At 37.7% G+C, this 14,549-nt stretch carries 19 protein-coding genes; 17 read left to right on the top strand and 2 right to left on the bottom strand.

The window, feature by feature from the left end:
- Nucleotides 1-46 precede the first annotated feature (46 nt).
- The 15 genes from IEU81_RS02760 to IEU81_RS02690 all read left to right on the top strand — a co-directional run bounded on the left by IEU81_RS02760 (nt 47) and on the right by IEU81_RS02690 (nt 11,028).
- Nucleotides 47-655 carry an O-methyltransferase gene (locus IEU81_RS02760; protein WP_092594430.1) on the top strand — a complete coding sequence of 203 codons (609 nt, stop codon included), beginning with the start codon at nt 47-49 and terminating at the stop codon, nt 653-655.
- 14 nt (nt 656-669) lie between these two features.
- The gene (gene udk / locus IEU81_RS02755; protein WP_092594432.1) at nt 670-1,290 is read left to right on the top strand and encodes a uridine kinase; all 621 of its coding nucleotides are present in this window, start codon (nt 670-672) and stop codon (nt 1,288-1,290) included.
- Nucleotides 1,291-1,327: 37 nt separating this feature from the next.
- The gene (gene greA / locus IEU81_RS02750; protein WP_092594434.1) at nt 1,328-1,804 is read left to right on the top strand and encodes a transcription elongation factor GreA; all 477 of its coding nucleotides are present in this window, start codon (nt 1,328-1,330) and stop codon (nt 1,802-1,804) included.
- Nucleotides 1,797-2,498 carry a 5'-methylthioadenosine/adenosylhomocysteine nucleosidase gene (locus IEU81_RS02745; protein ID WP_231957151.1) on the top strand — a complete coding sequence of 234 codons (702 nt, stop codon included), beginning with the start codon at nt 1,797-1,799 and terminating at the stop codon, nt 2,496-2,498. The genes greA and IEU81_RS02745 overlap by 8 nt, the downstream gene beginning before the upstream one ends.
- A gap of 180 nt (nt 2,499-2,678) precedes the next feature.
- Entirely contained in the window at nt 2,679-3,203 is a 525-nt protein-coding gene (locus tag IEU81_RS02740) for a YqeG family HAD IIIA-type phosphatase (RefSeq protein WP_092594436.1), read from the top strand.
- 1 nt (nt 3,204) lies between these two features.
- Nucleotides 3,205-4,311 (top strand): ribosome biogenesis GTPase YqeH, encoded by a 1,107-nt coding sequence (gene yqeH, locus IEU81_RS02735; protein WP_186090169.1) that lies wholly within the window; start codon nt 3,205-3,207, stop codon nt 4,309-4,311.
- 2 nt (nt 4,312-4,313) lie between these two features.
- Entirely contained in the window at nt 4,314-5,108 is a 795-nt protein-coding gene (gene aroE / locus IEU81_RS02730; protein WP_231957149.1) for a shikimate dehydrogenase, read from the top strand.
- On the top strand, nt 5,108-5,401 hold the full coding sequence (yhbY, locus tag IEU81_RS02725; protein ID WP_092594443.1) for a ribosome assembly RNA-binding protein YhbY: 294 nt from the start codon (nt 5,108-5,110) through the stop codon (nt 5,399-5,401). The genes aroE and yhbY overlap by 1 nt, the downstream gene beginning before the upstream one ends.
- Nucleotides 5,398-5,961, top strand: a complete 564-nt coding sequence (gene nadD, locus IEU81_RS02720) for a nicotinate (nicotinamide) nucleotide adenylyltransferase (protein WP_186090167.1) — start codon at nt 5,398-5,400, stop codon at nt 5,959-5,961. The genes yhbY and nadD overlap by 4 nt, the downstream gene beginning before the upstream one ends.
- A complete protein-coding gene (gene yqeK, locus IEU81_RS02715; RefSeq protein ID WP_186090165.1) occupies nt 5,951-6,520 on the top strand; it encodes a bis(5'-nucleosyl)-tetraphosphatase (symmetrical) YqeK in 570 nt (189 codons plus the stop codon). The genes nadD and yqeK overlap by 11 nt, the downstream gene beginning before the upstream one ends.
- Before the next feature lie 4 nt (nt 6,521-6,524).
- Nucleotides 6,525-6,863: a ribosome silencing factor gene (gene rsfS, locus IEU81_RS02710; protein WP_186090163.1), complete on the top strand. Its 339-nt coding sequence runs from the start codon at nt 6,525-6,527 to the stop codon at nt 6,861-6,863.
- The gene (locus tag IEU81_RS02705) at nt 6,853-7,575 is read left to right on the top strand and encodes a class I SAM-dependent DNA methyltransferase (RefSeq protein ID WP_176760542.1); all 723 of its coding nucleotides are present in this window, start codon (nt 6,853-6,855) and stop codon (nt 7,573-7,575) included. The genes rsfS and IEU81_RS02705 overlap by 11 nt, the downstream gene beginning before the upstream one ends.
- Nucleotides 7,576-7,681: 106 nt before the next feature.
- Nucleotides 7,682-8,305, top strand: coding sequence for a ComEA family DNA-binding protein (locus IEU81_RS02700; protein ID WP_092594453.1), 624 nt, complete (start codon nt 7,682-7,684; stop codon nt 8,303-8,305).
- Nucleotides 8,306-8,314: 9 nt separating this feature from the next.
- A complete protein-coding gene (locus IEU81_RS02695; RefSeq protein WP_092594455.1) occupies nt 8,315-8,776 on the top strand; it encodes a ComE operon protein 2 in 462 nt (153 codons plus the stop codon).
- 59 nt (nt 8,777-8,835) lie between these two features.
- Nucleotides 8,836-11,028, top strand: coding sequence for a DNA internalization-related competence protein ComEC/Rec2 (locus tag IEU81_RS02690; protein WP_186090162.1), 2,193 nt, complete (start codon nt 8,836-8,838; stop codon nt 11,026-11,028).
- Nucleotides 11,029-11,038: 10 nt separating this feature from the next.
- Here the strand turns inward: IEU81_RS02690 and IEU81_RS02685 are convergent, their stop codons facing one another.
- Nucleotides 11,039-11,173 (bottom strand): YqzM family protein, encoded by a 135-nt coding sequence (locus IEU81_RS02685; protein ID WP_092594459.1) that lies wholly within the window; start codon nt 11,171-11,173, stop codon nt 11,039-11,041.
- An 89-nt stretch (nt 11,174-11,262) separates the two neighbouring features.
- Between IEU81_RS02685 and holA the strand changes: the two genes are divergently transcribed.
- Entirely contained in the window at nt 11,263-12,225 is a 963-nt protein-coding gene (gene holA / locus IEU81_RS02680; protein ID WP_186090160.1) for a DNA polymerase III subunit delta, read from the top strand.
- Nucleotides 12,226-12,265: 40 nt separating this feature from the next.
- On the opposite strand, the gene rpsT is transcribed toward holA, so the two are convergent.
- The gene (rpsT, locus tag IEU81_RS02675) at nt 12,266-12,511 is read right to left on the bottom strand and encodes a 30S ribosomal protein S20 (protein WP_092594463.1); all 246 of its coding nucleotides are present in this window, start codon (nt 12,509-12,511) and stop codon (nt 12,266-12,268) included.
- A gap of 161 nt (nt 12,512-12,672) precedes the next feature.
- Between rpsT and lepA the strand changes: the two genes are divergently transcribed.
- A complete protein-coding gene (gene lepA, locus IEU81_RS02670) occupies nt 12,673-14,496 on the top strand; it encodes a translation elongation factor 4 (protein ID WP_186090158.1) in 1,824 nt (607 codons plus the stop codon).
- Nucleotides 14,497-14,549: the final 53 nt, after the last annotated feature.

The following is a 14,549-nucleotide window of genomic DNA, read 5'->3' as shown; positions in this document are numbered from 1 at the left end:
GATAACTATTGTTATCAGTTGTATTTTTTGTATATGGTGATTAGATATGGAACTTATAAAATATGTAAGAGATTTAAATACAATGGAAGAACTGTTCCCTGCTATTCACCGGTATGCGCTGGAAAACCGCGTGCCGGTTATTGACAGTGATGCACTAAATGTAGTGAAACAATACATTCAGATTAAAGGTGCAAAAAACATACTTGAAATTGGTACTGCAATTGGATACAGTGCATTGCATTTTGCAAGTGCAGCTGACGGTGTGCATGTGACGACAATAGAAAAAGATGAAGCCAGTCATAATCTTGCAAAAGATAATATTAATGCAGCCGGTTTTTCAAATAAAATTACTGCGATTTTAGCGGATGCCAAAGAAGTTGATTTAAAAGACGGGCGTTTTGATTTTCTTTTTATTGATGCTTCAAAGGGTAATAATCAGCTGTTTTTTGATAAATACAAAGAATATTTAACTGATGATGCTTTAATTATCGTTGATAATATATTTGTCCGGGGCCTCATAACAGATGATAATGTTGAAAACAGAAACAAAAGAAAACTGCGTGACAAGGTTAGAAATTTTAACCAGGCCATGAAAGACAGCGAGTATTCGACGTCATTTTTAAATGTCGGCGACGGCTTGCTGGTAATTTACTAAGGGTGTGTAGCAAAATGGACAAGCCGACAATTATCGGTATAGCTGGAGGATCCGGTTCAGGAAAAACTTCAGTGACGAGAAAAATTATGGAATCATTAGAAGGTCACAGTATAGTGCTGATTGAACAGGACTACTATTACAAAGACCAAAGTGAAAAAACGATGGACGAACGTCTGGAGACAAACTATGATCATCCATTCGCTTTTGATAACGATTTATTAATTGAACATATAAAGCAGTTAATGAACCGTGAAACAATCGATATTCCGACATATGACTATGCAAATCATACGAGAAGCAGTGAAACGATTACAGTTGAGCCAAAAGAAGTGATTATAATTGAAGGCATTTTTGCGCTTGAAAACGAAACACTCAGAGATCTTATGGATGTAAAACTGTACGTCGATACGGATTCTGATATTCGAATTCTGCGCCGGCTCAGCAGAGATATTAAAGAACGCGGCAGATCACTTGATTCCGTAATTGAACAGTATCTGTCTGTTGTTCGTCCAATGCACCTGCAGTTTATCGAACCGACTAAACGCTTCAGTGATATAATCATTCCAGAAGGCGGCGAAAACATGGTGGCGATAGACATTATCACAACTAAAATACGCTCGCTGATTAACGAATAATAATATTAGAAGTAATTTAAATAACGGAGGATTTACGATGGAAAACAAAAAAGAATACCCAATGACTCAAGCTGGCTTTGATCAGCTTCATGTAGATTTAGAAGAGTTAAAAACAGTAAAAAGACCGGAAGTTGTAGAAAAAATTAAAGTTGCCCGCAGTTTCGGAGATCTTTCTGAGAACTCTGAGTACGATGCAGCGAAAGACGAACAGGGCTTCGTAGAAAAAGAGATTACTAAAATCGAAGAAATGATCAGACACGCAGTAATTATTGAAGATACAGGTGATAATAATACTGTTTCACTAGGTAAAACAATCACTTTTAAAGAAATTCCAGACGGCGATGAAGAATCTTACCAAATTGTCGGCAGTGCAGAAGCAGATCCATTTGAAGGGAAAATTTCAAATGAATCACCAATGGCGCAGTCATTACTTGGTGCCAAACTTAAAGATGAAGTTAAAGTAGCATTGCCTAACGGCGGCGAAATGAAAGTGAAGATTGTTAAAATTGACTAAGCAGGCTGTCGGCATCATCGGTGCAATGGAACCGGAAGTTGAACTTCTGAAAAGTGCGATGTTTATTAATAAAGAGGAACAGATTGCACATGCAAAGGCATATATCGGCAGACTGGAAGGGCAGGATATTGTTCTTGTCCAGTCCGGTATCGGTAAAGTGAATGCCAGTATAATTACTGCACTTTTACTCGAACGCTACGATATCAAATGTGTAATCAATACCGGAGTCGCCGGTGCTATGGGTGAAAACTTAAAAGTAACAGATATGGTCGTATCTGAAGAAGTCATTCATCACGACGTGGATGCAACGACTTTCGGCTATAAATACGGTCAGGTGCCGGGCATGCCGGAAGTCTATCCAAGTGATTCAAAGCTAGTTGAACTGACCCTGAATGCTTTATCCTTAAATGAAGAAATTTCTGGCGGCAGCGGTCTCGTTGTAAGCGGAGACTCATTTATAGACAGCGACAAAGAAAAAAATAATATATATTCTCATTTTCCAGCCGCGATGTGTGTTGATATGGAATCTTCAAGTATCGCTCAGACATGCTGGCAATTTAATACACCGTTTGTGATCATCCGCTCAATGAGTGATTCAGCAGACGATACAGCAGATATGAATTACGAAGAATTTTTAGCGAAAGCTTGTGTTCATTCGTCTGAAGTTGTAAAATCATTATTAAGAGAACTGTGATGTGGAGGTTACTATGTTATTTTTAATGATCCTTTCAATTGTAATAACGGTTATTATCGGTTTCGTTGTATTTACTGAAACTGACACAGAAGATTCAGAAATAATCGAGTAAAGCATGCGCACCTTAATTTTAAGGTGCTTTTTTTGTGTATATATGAATTTAATATCCGGGGAGATAGTATGAAAATAATAGAAGATAAATTTCTGCCAAGTCATTTTGTTAAACGGTATGAGGACATTACACCTGAATTTTTAAGAGCACATAACATTAAAGCGGTCATGACTGATCTTGATAATACACTTGTTGCTTTTGATGCAGCAGATGCCGATGATAATGTACTGAAATGGATTAAAACTTTAAATGAATCTAATATTAAATTGCTTATTCTGTCGAACGGTAATAAGAAAAGGGTTTCGGCTTTTGCTGAACCGCATGGCATTGAATATATCGCAGAGGCAAAAAAACCAATGCTCGGTAATTTTCATCAGGGCTTGAAACTGCTGGGTACAAAAAAGAAAAATACGATTATGGTCGGCGACCAGCTGATGACAGACGTCCTCGGTGCCAACCGGGCGAATATAAACAGTATTCTCGTTGTCCCTGTTAAAGAAAAAGACGGCTGGGCGACATACTTAAACCGCAGAATAGAACGTGTTATAATGAAGTACTTTAGAAGTAAAAACATGATTAACTGGGAGGATTAATGTGACTGAAATTAAATGTGTCGGATGCGGAAGCATTTTACAAACAGAAGATAAAAATGAAGAGGGCTATATTCCAGCAAGCGGACTTCATAAAGAAGAACCGATTTGCCAGCGCTGCTACAGATTAAGACATTATAATGAAGTGCAGGAGCTGAACGTGGACTCAGGTGACTTTTTAACAATGCTTAATTCACTTTATGAAACGGACAGCCTGATCGTTAAAGTCATCGATGTATTCGATTTTGAAGGCAGTATCATACCGTCGTTTAACCGAATTGTCGGTGATAAGAAAGTACTGGCTATAATTAATAAAACGGACTTATTCCCGAAATCGACAAATGTCAGCCGCCTGGTTGAACGCGCAAAAAAAATGCTTAAAGATGCAGGGATTACGGCAAACGATACTATTGCAATCAGTGCCTTAAAAGGGCAAAATCTCGATGTCCTGATGAAAAAAATCAGTGACATGGCTGACGGTAAAGATGTCTATATTGTCGGTACGACAAACGTAGGTAAATCGACTTTAATCAACAAACTTCTGGAAGATAATACAGGTTTGAAAAATGTTATTACGACGAGCAACATACCGGGAACAACTCTCGGCATGATTGATATTCCGCTTGGAGATACTCAGACACTCTACGATACGCCGGGGATAGTCGTCGATTCTCAAATTTCACATTATGTCAAAACACGAGATTTAAAATATGTATCACCGGACAAGGAAATCAAAGCAAAAACTTTCCAGTTAAACAGTGAACAGACTTTATTTATCGGTAATCTGGCGCGTGTCGATTATACAGAAGGCGGCTCGAACAGTTTTTCTGTTTACCGCAATCACCACTTAAATATACATCGTACGAAGACGGAGAATGCTGATGAATTTTACGATAAACATTACAACGGACTGCTTGCGCCGCCTGAAATTGATGAGCCTTATTTAAGCCAAAATTATGATAAATTTGAATTTAAGCTGAATGAAGCAAGTGATATTTTGATTAGCGGCCTGACATTTGTGTCAGTTACTAAACAGGCAAAAGTTACCGTAACTGTACCGAAAGGTGTTAATGTTTCAGTGCGTTCTACTATATTTAAAGGGGTGCAGTAATATTGAATTATGTTGTCATTGGCTATCCTTTAAGTCATACATTGTCACCGCTGATTCACGAGGCAAATTTTAAAGCACTCAATATGAATGATTCATATCAGGCGCTTGAGATCGCTCCTGAATCGCTCGAAACAATTAAAGCGGTCGCAGCAGAATCTGAACTTAACGGTTTTAATGTCACAGTGCCTCATAAAGAAGAAATTATGCAGTATATGGACGACATTGCGCCCGAAGCAAAAAAAATAGGTGCAGTTAACACGGTTCATATAGTGGACGGAAAATATTACGGTTACAATACAGATGTCACAGGCTATATGAAGGCTTTTAACAGTGCTTTTGGACAAGCTGAGCGGAGAGTGCTCATTCTCGGTGCCGGCGGTGCTGCTAAAGCTGTTCACAGAGCACACGCTGATAACGGCGATGATGTGACGATAGTCGCGAGACGGTCAGACAGTTTTAAAACTTTTAAAAGTGATGATTTTACAGCAGTGTTGAATACTGAATTTAAAGGCGGCACTTACGATGCTGTAATTAATGCAACACCATTGGGCTTAAAGGGTGAAGATGTATTTGAGATAATGAATTTGGATCCCGCATTTATAAATGACAAGACTGCGGGCATGGATCTGATATATAATCCGGCAACAACGCCTTTTATGACTTATTTTAAACAAAGTGAAAACGGGCTTGGCATGCTGGTGAACCAGGCGCTGGATGCATTTCAAATCTGGACAGGTGAAACAGGCAGCAATCACGCAGTGCAGGAAGCACTATTAAATTATATGGAGGAAAGATAATGACTTTAACTGGTAAACAAAAACGTTACTTGCGCTCTTTGGCACATCATGAAAAACCGTTGTTTCAAGTAGGCAAGAACGGCGTAACAGAAAGTTTTACAGACCAATTTGAAGATATACTTGAAAAACGCGAACTGGTAAAGGTATCGGTATTGCAAAACTGTATGGAAGATAAAGATTCTATCGTGGAATCACTCATCAGTGCGACTGATGCAGAACTGGTCCAGGTAATGGGTAATACTATTGTGCTGTACAGAGAATCGAAGGATAACAAAGAAATTACACTGCCATGAAAATAGGTATTTTCGGTGGTACTTTTGATCCGGTTCATAACGGACATGTCAATGCCTTCGTTGAATCTTATATCGGACTGAATCTCGATAAGATTATTATTATACCGACCTTTATCTCACCATTAAAAACCGATGCAAGAACGAACAACACGCATCGTTTAAAGATGCTTAAAACCGCAGTGGAAGATTATGATTTTGTTACGATAGACACATATGAACTTGATCAGCATCACGTAACGTATACTTTTGATACACTGACATATTTGAAAGAGAAATATCCGGAGGATGATTTGTATTTTATCATTGGTACAGATCACTTTCTGGCCTTTGATCAATGGTCACGGTCAGATGAACTGCATGAACTTGCTACATTTGTCGTACTGGACAGAGATGATAAATTATATGAGGTCACTGCACCTTTTATAAAACTGAGTACGAATATAGTAGAAGTCTCATCTTCACTGATTAGACAAAGGCTGAAATCAAATACTGAAGTCAGGCACTTAATGCATGAAAATGTGTACGGATACATTAAGGAGCAGCGATTATATGAAACGTAAAGAGGCTTTAAAAGTAGCAGAAGAAAAACTACCCAAAAAAAGATTTAAACATTGTGAACGCGTGGCAGAAACCGCTTTAAAAATGGCAGAAATTTTTAAAGCTGATCCCGACAAATGTTATTTGGCAGGAATTCTGCACGATTATTCTAAATATGATGAGCTTGGTAAAATGTACCAGACAGTCACAAATGAACAGCTCGATCCGGAATTGCTGGAGTATAAAACTGAAGTGCTGCACGGTCCGATCGCAGCAGTCAAAATAAAGAACAAGTTTAATTATACTGATTCGGAAGTTTTAAAAGCGATCGCGCATCATACTTCCGGTGCTAAAGAAATGGGGATAATTGAAAAAATTATCTTTACTGCAGATTATATTGAACCAAAACGCACCCAGCCCGGTGTTGATGAAATTAGAGATATAGTATTTACAGAAAAAAAACTTGATCTGGCAGTGTATACAATTACAAAAGCAAATGTTAGACATCTGCTTAATAAAGATCAGACAATTTACCACAAGACAATTGAATGTCTTAATTATTACAATATGGCTAAGGGGTGACAGGATGCACAGTAAAGAATTAATGGAACTAATGGCTGAAGCTTGCGATGACAAGCGCGCGGCTGATATAAAAATATATAATGTAAAAGAAACGAGTCCGGTAACGGATTACTTTATTATCTGCCACGGTAATTCTGAGCGTCAGGCTCAGGCTATCAGTGATGAAGTCAGAGATACTGCACATAAAAATGGTCTGGATATAAAAATTGAGGGACAAAAGCAGGGGAAATGGATTCTTTGTGATGTCGGCGATGTTATCGTTCATATATTCTTAAAACCGGAGCGCGAATATTATAATTTAGAACGTTTATTTAAAGATGCCGGTGATACTATTGGAGGCTAGCGAATACAAAACATTCGCCAAAGTATACGATATTTTAAATTATGATATGCCGTATAATTTGTGGCTTGATATTATTACCGAAGTGAAAGGCGAAAGCTCTTCAGTACTCGATATCGGTGCAGGCACCGGTGAGGTGTTAAAACAAATTGATGCCGCGCGAAAACTCGGTATCGATAATTCACAGGGGATGATTAATACTGCAAAAGTAAATGATCCGTCCAGTGAATATATTCTCGCTGATATGATTACGATGGACTTAAACGAATCATTTGATTTAATCATCGCAACCGCTGATGTGCTGAACTATGCACCATCCCAGGCTGAATTTATGCAAGTGCTTAAAAATGTCCGAAATCATTTAAATGACGGGGGAACATTTTTGTTTGATGTTCATACCGAACATAAAATGCTGAATGATTTTAATTATGAATTGTACAGCGACAGCACGGACGATATTTTTTATAACTGGCAAACGATTCCCGGCGAACACGCACTCAGTGTTTGGCATGAATTGACATTTTTCATTAAAGAATCAGCAGATTTGTACAGAAAGTACGAAGAAACTCATTATCAGCAAACATATAAACATAGTGAAATATTAAAAATGATAATTGATGCCGGCTTTACGATTGATAAAAGTTTCAGTGACTTTGATACTTCTAATGTTATAACAGAAGTAGCTGAAAGAAACTTTTACATTGTAAAGAAATAATTTTTTGAAAAATACAAGTTTATAAATTAACTTGTACGAAAAAAAAATAAAACGCCGTTTTTCCCTATATATAGTATGAGAGGTACTTTTTATAGGAGGAACAGGCATGGATATAAAATCATTTTTAAATCAGTATAAGTATTATGTATTAGCGATTGCAGCGGGTTTGATAGTTTTTACGTATTTATTGGTGAGCTTTATCAATCAGCCTGAAGAGACGCTGAGTTTTGAATACAGCGAAGATACTGAGGATATATCAGAATCAGCTGCTGAACCGCCTGAGCTGCCAACTACAGTGTTTGTCGAAGTAAAAGGTGCGGTCGTCTCACCGGGTGTTTATGAACTCCCGGCTGACGCCAGAGTAAAGAATGTTCTCGATGTTGCTGTCTTAAGTGAGAATGCTGATCTGTTAACTGTCAATCAGTCGGCAAAACTGACAGATGAGATGGTTGTTTATATTCCTTATGAAGGTGAAATTGATGATGAAACTGCAGTAAAAACATTCAGCACAGCTGCTAAAGAAAATGTTGCAGCGGGTCAGGTTAACATTAATACAGCAAGTATAGCTGAATTAACCACTCTAAACGGTATCGGTGAGAAAAAAGCTCAGGCAATTTTAACTTACCGGGAAGAACAGGGCCTATTTACGACACTGGAAGAAATAAAAAATATACCGGGTATCGGTGACAAAACATTTGAAAATCTTAAACCGTATATCACAATAAACTGAGGTGGCAGTATGAGAATTAATTGGCATGAATACTTTATGGCTCAAGCGATGCTTTTGTCGCTCCGTTCGACATGTGAACGACTGAGTGTCGGTGCGACTATCGTCAAAGACAATCGGATTATAGCCGGGGGCTATAACGGCTCAGTATCCGGCGAAGTACATTGTATAGACGAGGGCTGCTACGTAGAAGACGGTCACTGTATCAGAACGATACATGCTGAAATAAACGGACTGCTTCAATGTTCGAAGTTTGGTGTATCGACAGAAGGCGCGTCAGTATATGTGACACATTTTCCGTGTATCAACTGTACTAAATCGCTGATTCAGGCGGGCATAAAAAACATTTATTATCGTGCGGATTATAAAAACCATCCATACGCTATAGAACTGCTTGATAAAAATAATGTCCATTATGAATTAATCGAACTGGACAGCGGTACAATTAATTCTTATTTTGAGTCGGTACAGTGATTTTATTTTACAGTTTTATAGCGATCGTAACAGGAAGTACAATAATTATAAGTCCAGTGATGGGCTTATTTTTTTATGCCATTTTACTCTACAGCTGTTATTTAAAACACTGCAGCTTGTTTTTTAAATTTGCACTGACAGCTGTTGCTGTTTTATCTGCTTATGTATATTACACAGCTGACAATGATTTAGCTGAAGATACGCTGCATGATATAACGATTGACGGCTATAAATATTATACAGACAGCATCCACTACCTGGTATCAAATAAAGGGAAGAAATATGAATTATATGACGAAGCACAAGAAGCAGCCATTCCCATCGGCTATAAGTGCAGCGGTATCTTACCGGTTAAAATTCCAAGTGAGCAGCGTAATTTTATAAAGAAAGACGGCGTGCAGTCACTGCAGATTAATGAACTCTCAGGCAGGATATATGTAGACAATGCTGCAGCTTTAAATTGTCTGCCTGCTGATTTAACCCTGCAGCAGGTATTTAATAAATTACGCCACAGCTACATGATAAAAGTACTGAGTGCGACTGAATATGATTACAAATTTGATATGCTGACTTTATCAGTCGGCAATAAAAATTATATAAGTTCTGATTTTTTTGATGCTCTGCAGAAACTTGGGATTTATCACCTCTATGTCATTTCAGGTACACATGTCGCATTTTTATCAGCAGTTATATTTGCAGTATTAAAGTTTTTTAAACTGCCCTTAAATACTATAAAAATATTAATTATTCTATCTCTTATCCTCTTTTTGTGCTTGAATTTTTTCTCTCCAAGTGTGCTTCGTGCAGTTTTTATGGGTGTGCTTTTGTTAATCAGCTCATTTTTTAAAAAGAAACCGTATTTGGCAATTATTTCTTTAAGCGCGATTATCCAGCTTCTGATCAATCCTTACGTAATGTTTCACGCGGGTTTTCAGCTCTCATATGTTACAACGTACTTTATACTGCTGACACGGCCACTGTTTATGCAGTACAGCGGTTTTATTCAGCTGATTTTAGTTACTGTAATCAGTGAACTTTCAACATTGGCTATTATTCTGATTCACTTTAATGAAGTAAGTATCAGCGGCCTGATTTTAAATATTGTTTTTGTACCTTTGTTTTCTTTTATAATTTTCCCTGGGATTATTATTTTTAATGTACTGAACTTATTCTATTTCCCGCCTTTTATCGATGAAATATATCAATGGATTTCTACTTTCATAAAGTGTCTGATTTACTTAATAGCTGATAATTTTAAACACCGTCTGCCTATTAAAAATTTGTCAGTCTTATCTTTGATTATACTTTTATTTATTACATACCGTATGACGTTACATGCACTGTTTTTCAAGTTTAAAAAAATTGCCTTGTCTATTCTTATCTTCACAGCTGTACTTGTAATAAATCATCAGGAGTTTAATAAGCAGTTTACTGTAACAATGGTGGACGTCGGCCAGGGAGATGCTTTTGTAATACAGGACCACCGCAATTATAAAACGGTGCTGATTGACACAGGCGGAGAATTTCAGCTTGATGAAAACAGAATTAAACTCAGTGAAAAAACACTGCTGCCGTATTTAAAAGAGCAGGGTATAGATTTTATCGATTTAATCATTATCAGTCATCTTGATATCGATCACAGCGGGGAAGTGATACATGTCGTTAATAAAAAGAAAACCGGAAATATTATTATGAATACACAAGATGTGAAGTTTGATGAATGGGCAGCTGAGCTCGAACCCGAAATCAGAAATATGATTGTCGACAGCAGTCAGTTGGACTCTTTTCAAACAGGGGATATACAATTTAGTCATCTGCAGCTTCCTGAAACTGAAGCTGATTCAAACGAACAGTCTGTTGTGCTGCAGGTGCAGTTAAATCGTTTCTCGGTATTATTTACTGGTGATATAGGTCTTAGTACAGAAAAGAATCTTATTAAACACTACAATTTAAAAAGTGATATTTTAAAAGTGGGGCACCACGGCAGTGATACATCGACAGGAGAAGAATTTAAAAATGAAGTCAATCCGGTAATATCTTTAATATCTGCAGGTGAGAATAATCGTTACGGACATCCTCACGACAGTGTGACAGAAAGACTCAGAGACACTAGAATTCTAGGCACAAATACTCTCGGAATGGTGGAGTTTAGTATAAATCATGATACAATATGTATCCGTGCAAAACTAGCGCCTGATCAAGATGAGTGTTTAAAAAAAGACATAAAAAAAGAGCCGGATAGCCGGCCCTGATCAACGCATCTTATCCAGCGATAATAGCGAATACTTGCGGAATAATATAAATGACAGTAAGTGCTACAAATCCAACTACGAAAGCCAGACCTGCATCGATAACGTCATTATTCTTTGACTGAACATTTTTCTCAAACTTATTCATATAATTACCCCCTAAACACTTAGTTACAGTATAGGCTAAAATCTTAAAAAAAGCTATAATAGATTTATAAAAATTAAGGAGCATCATTTATGGAATTGCTGCAGCTTGTGTATGGCACAAACATTATCCGCATAGAAGACAAGATTAAAACAATTGCGAAAGACTATGCAGGAACACTCGATGATTTTAGTTTTACTAAACTAAATTATAAAGAAACAGCGATAGAACAAATTATTGAAGAAGCGCAGACCCTGCCATTTTTAACAGATAGAAAAGTGATTGTAATTGAAGAAGCTGTTTTGTTTACAGCGCAGAAAGCAGGTGGTTCTGCTGAGCACAATATCGATTTACTGATCGATTATATACAAAATAAAAATGATGATACGCTGCTTATATTCACGGTAATTTCTGAAAAACTCGACAAGCGTAAAAAAGTAACAAAATTAATAACAGAACGCGGCAAACAAATTGAAATAAATGAGATGACTGAAAAAGAACTGATGAATTACGTGCGCTCTGTACTAGACCGCCAAAATGTTGAAATATCTTCAGAAGCCCTCAATCTGCTGCTTGAAAAAACAAGTTATAAATATGAAGCGGTACATAATGAAGTATCGAAATTATTATTATACTGCGATGGTAATATCAGTCTTCAGGATGTCGAAAATGTCGTCAGTGTATCACTTGAGCAGAATGTCTTTTTGCTGACAGATTTTATATTGAAAAATGAAAAAGAAAAGGCAGTTAAACTTGCCAGGGAATTGATCCTTCAAAAGGAAGAACCGATGAAGCTGCTCCATTTAGTTATCGGGCAGTTTAGACTACTGTATCAGGTAAAGATATTAAATGGGGAAGGCTATCAGGAAGATAATATAGCTAAGACATTAAAAGTCCATCCTTACCGCGTTAAGCTGGCTATGCGCCATACGCGTATGTATCCGCTGGATGCACTGCTTAAAAAAATGATTATATGCCGGGACATTGATTATAAGTTTAAGTCGAGCTATCTCGACCGGAATGCTCTATTTGAATTATTTATACTGGAAATATAAAGGCAAAATAAAAAAACCTTCATCACTGAAGGTTTTTTTATTAGTTAGCCATTAATTTTGATTTCATACGGCTTGCTTTGTTAGCGTGAATTTGATTACGTTTAGAAGCTTTGTCAACAAGTTTGACAGCTTTAGAAACTAACTCATCTTTGTTATCTGCATTTTCGCTTTTAGCAGTTTCAGCTAGTTTAACTGCAGTACGCATAGCGTTTTTCTGAGCGATATTAAGATCTTGAGCAGTTGCGTTAGTTCTAACACGTTTGATTGATGATTTAATATTAGGCATAATGTCACCTCCGACATAAAGTTGTACAACTTTTATTGCAACAACAGATATTTTACCAAATATAAACTTAATATGCAATAATCAATCCGAAATGAATTGAAGTATGTGCTGTGCATTGATATAATTATAACATTGTAAACATGAAGAAAGTTGGATTTTAAATGAACAATATGGAACGTTTAAAAAGACAGGAAAATATTAGGAACTTCTCTATCATTGCTCATATAGATCACGGCAAGTCGTCTCTCGCTGACAGGCTGCTTGAAAATACGCGTTCTGTTGAAGGCCGTGATATGAAAGCGCAGCTTTTGGATTCTATGGATATTGAAAGAGAACGGGGAATTACAATAAAGCTGAACGCTGTACGTTTAAAATATACGGCTGAAGACGGGGAAGAATACACTTTCCATTTAATCGATACACCGGGACACGTCGATTTTTCATACGAAGTGTCGCGTTCGTTAGCAGCATGTGAAGGTGCTGTGCTCGTTGTTGATGCTGCACAAGGTATTGAAGCTCAAACGCTGGCCAACGTGTACTTAGCACTTGATAACGATTTAGAATTGATTCCAGTTGTAAATAAAATAGATTTACCTGCGGCAGATCCAGACAGAGTGGGCGCTGAAATCGAAGATGTGATCGGTCTCCCGAAAGAGGATTCTATCCATGCTTCTGCCAAAGCAAATATCGGTATTGAAGAAATTCTAGAGCGCATCGTTAAAGATGTGCCTGCACCAGCAGGTGACCCTGAAGCACCTTTAAAGGCTTTAATTTTTGACTCGGTTTTTGACCCTTACCGCGGTGTTATTTCATCAATCCGTATAATGGACGGAGCGGTAAAAGCGGGCGATAAAATCCGCATGATGGCTACCGGCAAGGAATTCGAAGTCAGCGAGGTCGGTATTAATACACCGAAGCAGCTGGCTGTAGATGAACTGACTGTCGGCGATGTCGGTTATATATCTGCCTCGATTAAAAGAGTCGGCGACTCACTTGTCGGGGATACAATAACCGGTGCAGATAACCCTGCTGAAGCACCGCTGCAAGGCTATAAGAAAATGAATCCTATGGTATTCTGCGGTATGTATCCGATTGATTCGGCTAAGTATAATGATTTGAGAGAAGCACTGGAAAAGCTTGAATTGAATGATTCATCGCTTCAATATGAACCTGAAACATCTCAAGCATTAGGCTTTGGTTTTCGTACAGGTTTCCTCGGGCTTCTTCACATGGAAATTGTCCAGGAAAGAATTGAACGTGAATTCGGCATAGATTTAATTGCAACAGCACCATCTGTAATATATAGTGTCGACTTAACTGACGGGACGACGATCAGTGTGGATAACCCTGCTCAGATGCCTGACCCGCAAAAGACTGAACGCATTCAGGAACCATACGTTAAAGCACAGATTATGGTGCCGAACGATTATGTTGGTGCTGTGATGGAACTTTGCCAGAAGAAACGCGGAAACTTTATGACGATGGATTATTTGGATGATGTGCGTGTGAATATTATTTACGAAATCCCTTTATCGGAAATAGTTTTTGATTTCTTTGACCAGTTGAAGTCTAATACTAAGGGGTATGCATCGCTTGATTATGATTTAATCGGCTATAAGGAATCGAAACTTGTTAAGATGGATATATTATTGAATTCAGAAAAAGTCGATGCTTTGAGTTTTATCGTCCACAAGGACTTTGCATATGACCGGGGTAAAGCGATTGTTGAAAAATTGAAAAAGATCATCCCGAGACAGCAGTTTGAAGTGCCGATCCAGGCAGCGATTGGCCAGAAAATTGTATCGCGGACAAATATTAAATCGATGGGTAAAAATGTTCTGTCTAAATGTTACGGCGGAGATATTACCCGCAAGAAGAAATTGTTAGAGAAACAAAAAGAAGGCAAGAAGAAAATGAAAGCAGTCGGCAGCGTTGAAATACCTCAGGAAGCTTTCCTTGCAGTACTAAAAATGGATGACGATTAACAACACTAAGAGGAGAAATCATTTGATTTCTCCTCTAATTTTAGGAGGAATTT

Origin of the sequence: Jeotgalicoccus aerolatus, from assembly GCF_014635205.1 — a bacterium.
Classification (GTDB): Bacteria; Bacillota; Bacilli; order Staphylococcales; family Salinicoccaceae; genus Jeotgalicoccus; species Jeotgalicoccus aerolatus.
This window is presented reverse-complemented; position numbering and strand designations above follow the sequence as displayed.

Coding starts and splice junctions, on each gene's coding strand:
- IEU81_RS02760 (WP_092594430.1), top strand. CDS start 47: ATGGAACTTATAAAATATGTAAGAGATTTAAATACAATGGAAGAACTG.
- udk (WP_092594432.1), top strand. CDS start 670: ATGGACAAGCCGACAATTATCGGTATAGCTGGAGGATCCGGTTCAGGA.
- greA (WP_092594434.1), top strand. CDS start 1,328: ATGGAAAACAAAAAAGAATACCCAATGACTCAAGCTGGCTTTGATCAG.
- IEU81_RS02740 (WP_092594436.1), top strand. CDS start 2,679: ATGAAAATAATAGAAGATAAATTTCTGCCAAGTCATTTTGTTAAACGG.
- yhbY (WP_092594443.1), top strand. CDS start 5,108: ATGACTTTAACTGGTAAACAAAAACGTTACTTGCGCTCTTTGGCACAT.
- nadD (WP_186090167.1), top strand. CDS start 5,398: ATGAAAATAGGTATTTTCGGTGGTACTTTTGATCCGGTTCATAACGGA.
- yqeK (WP_186090165.1), top strand. CDS start 5,951: ATGAAACGTAAAGAGGCTTTAAAAGTAGCAGAAGAAAAACTACCCAAA.
- rsfS (WP_186090163.1), top strand. CDS start 6,525: ATGCACAGTAAAGAATTAATGGAACTAATGGCTGAAGCTTGCGATGAC.
- IEU81_RS02700 (WP_092594453.1), top strand. CDS start 7,682: ATGGATATAAAATCATTTTTAAATCAGTATAAGTATTATGTATTAGCG.
- IEU81_RS02695 (WP_092594455.1), top strand. CDS start 8,315: ATGAGAATTAATTGGCATGAATACTTTATGGCTCAAGCGATGCTTTTG.
- IEU81_RS02690 (WP_186090162.1), top strand. CDS start 8,836: ATGGGCTTATTTTTTTATGCCATTTTACTCTACAGCTGTTATTTAAAA.
- IEU81_RS02685 (WP_092594459.1), bottom strand. CDS start 11,173: ATGAATAAGTTTGAGAAAAATGTTCAGTCAAAGAATAATGACGTTATC.
- holA (WP_186090160.1), top strand. CDS start 11,263: ATGGAATTGCTGCAGCTTGTGTATGGCACAAACATTATCCGCATAGAA.
- rpsT (WP_092594463.1), bottom strand. CDS start 12,511: ATGCCTAATATTAAATCATCAATCAAACGTGTTAGAACTAACGCAACT.
- lepA (WP_186090158.1), top strand. CDS start 12,673: ATGAACAATATGGAACGTTTAAAAAGACAGGAAAATATTAGGAACTTC.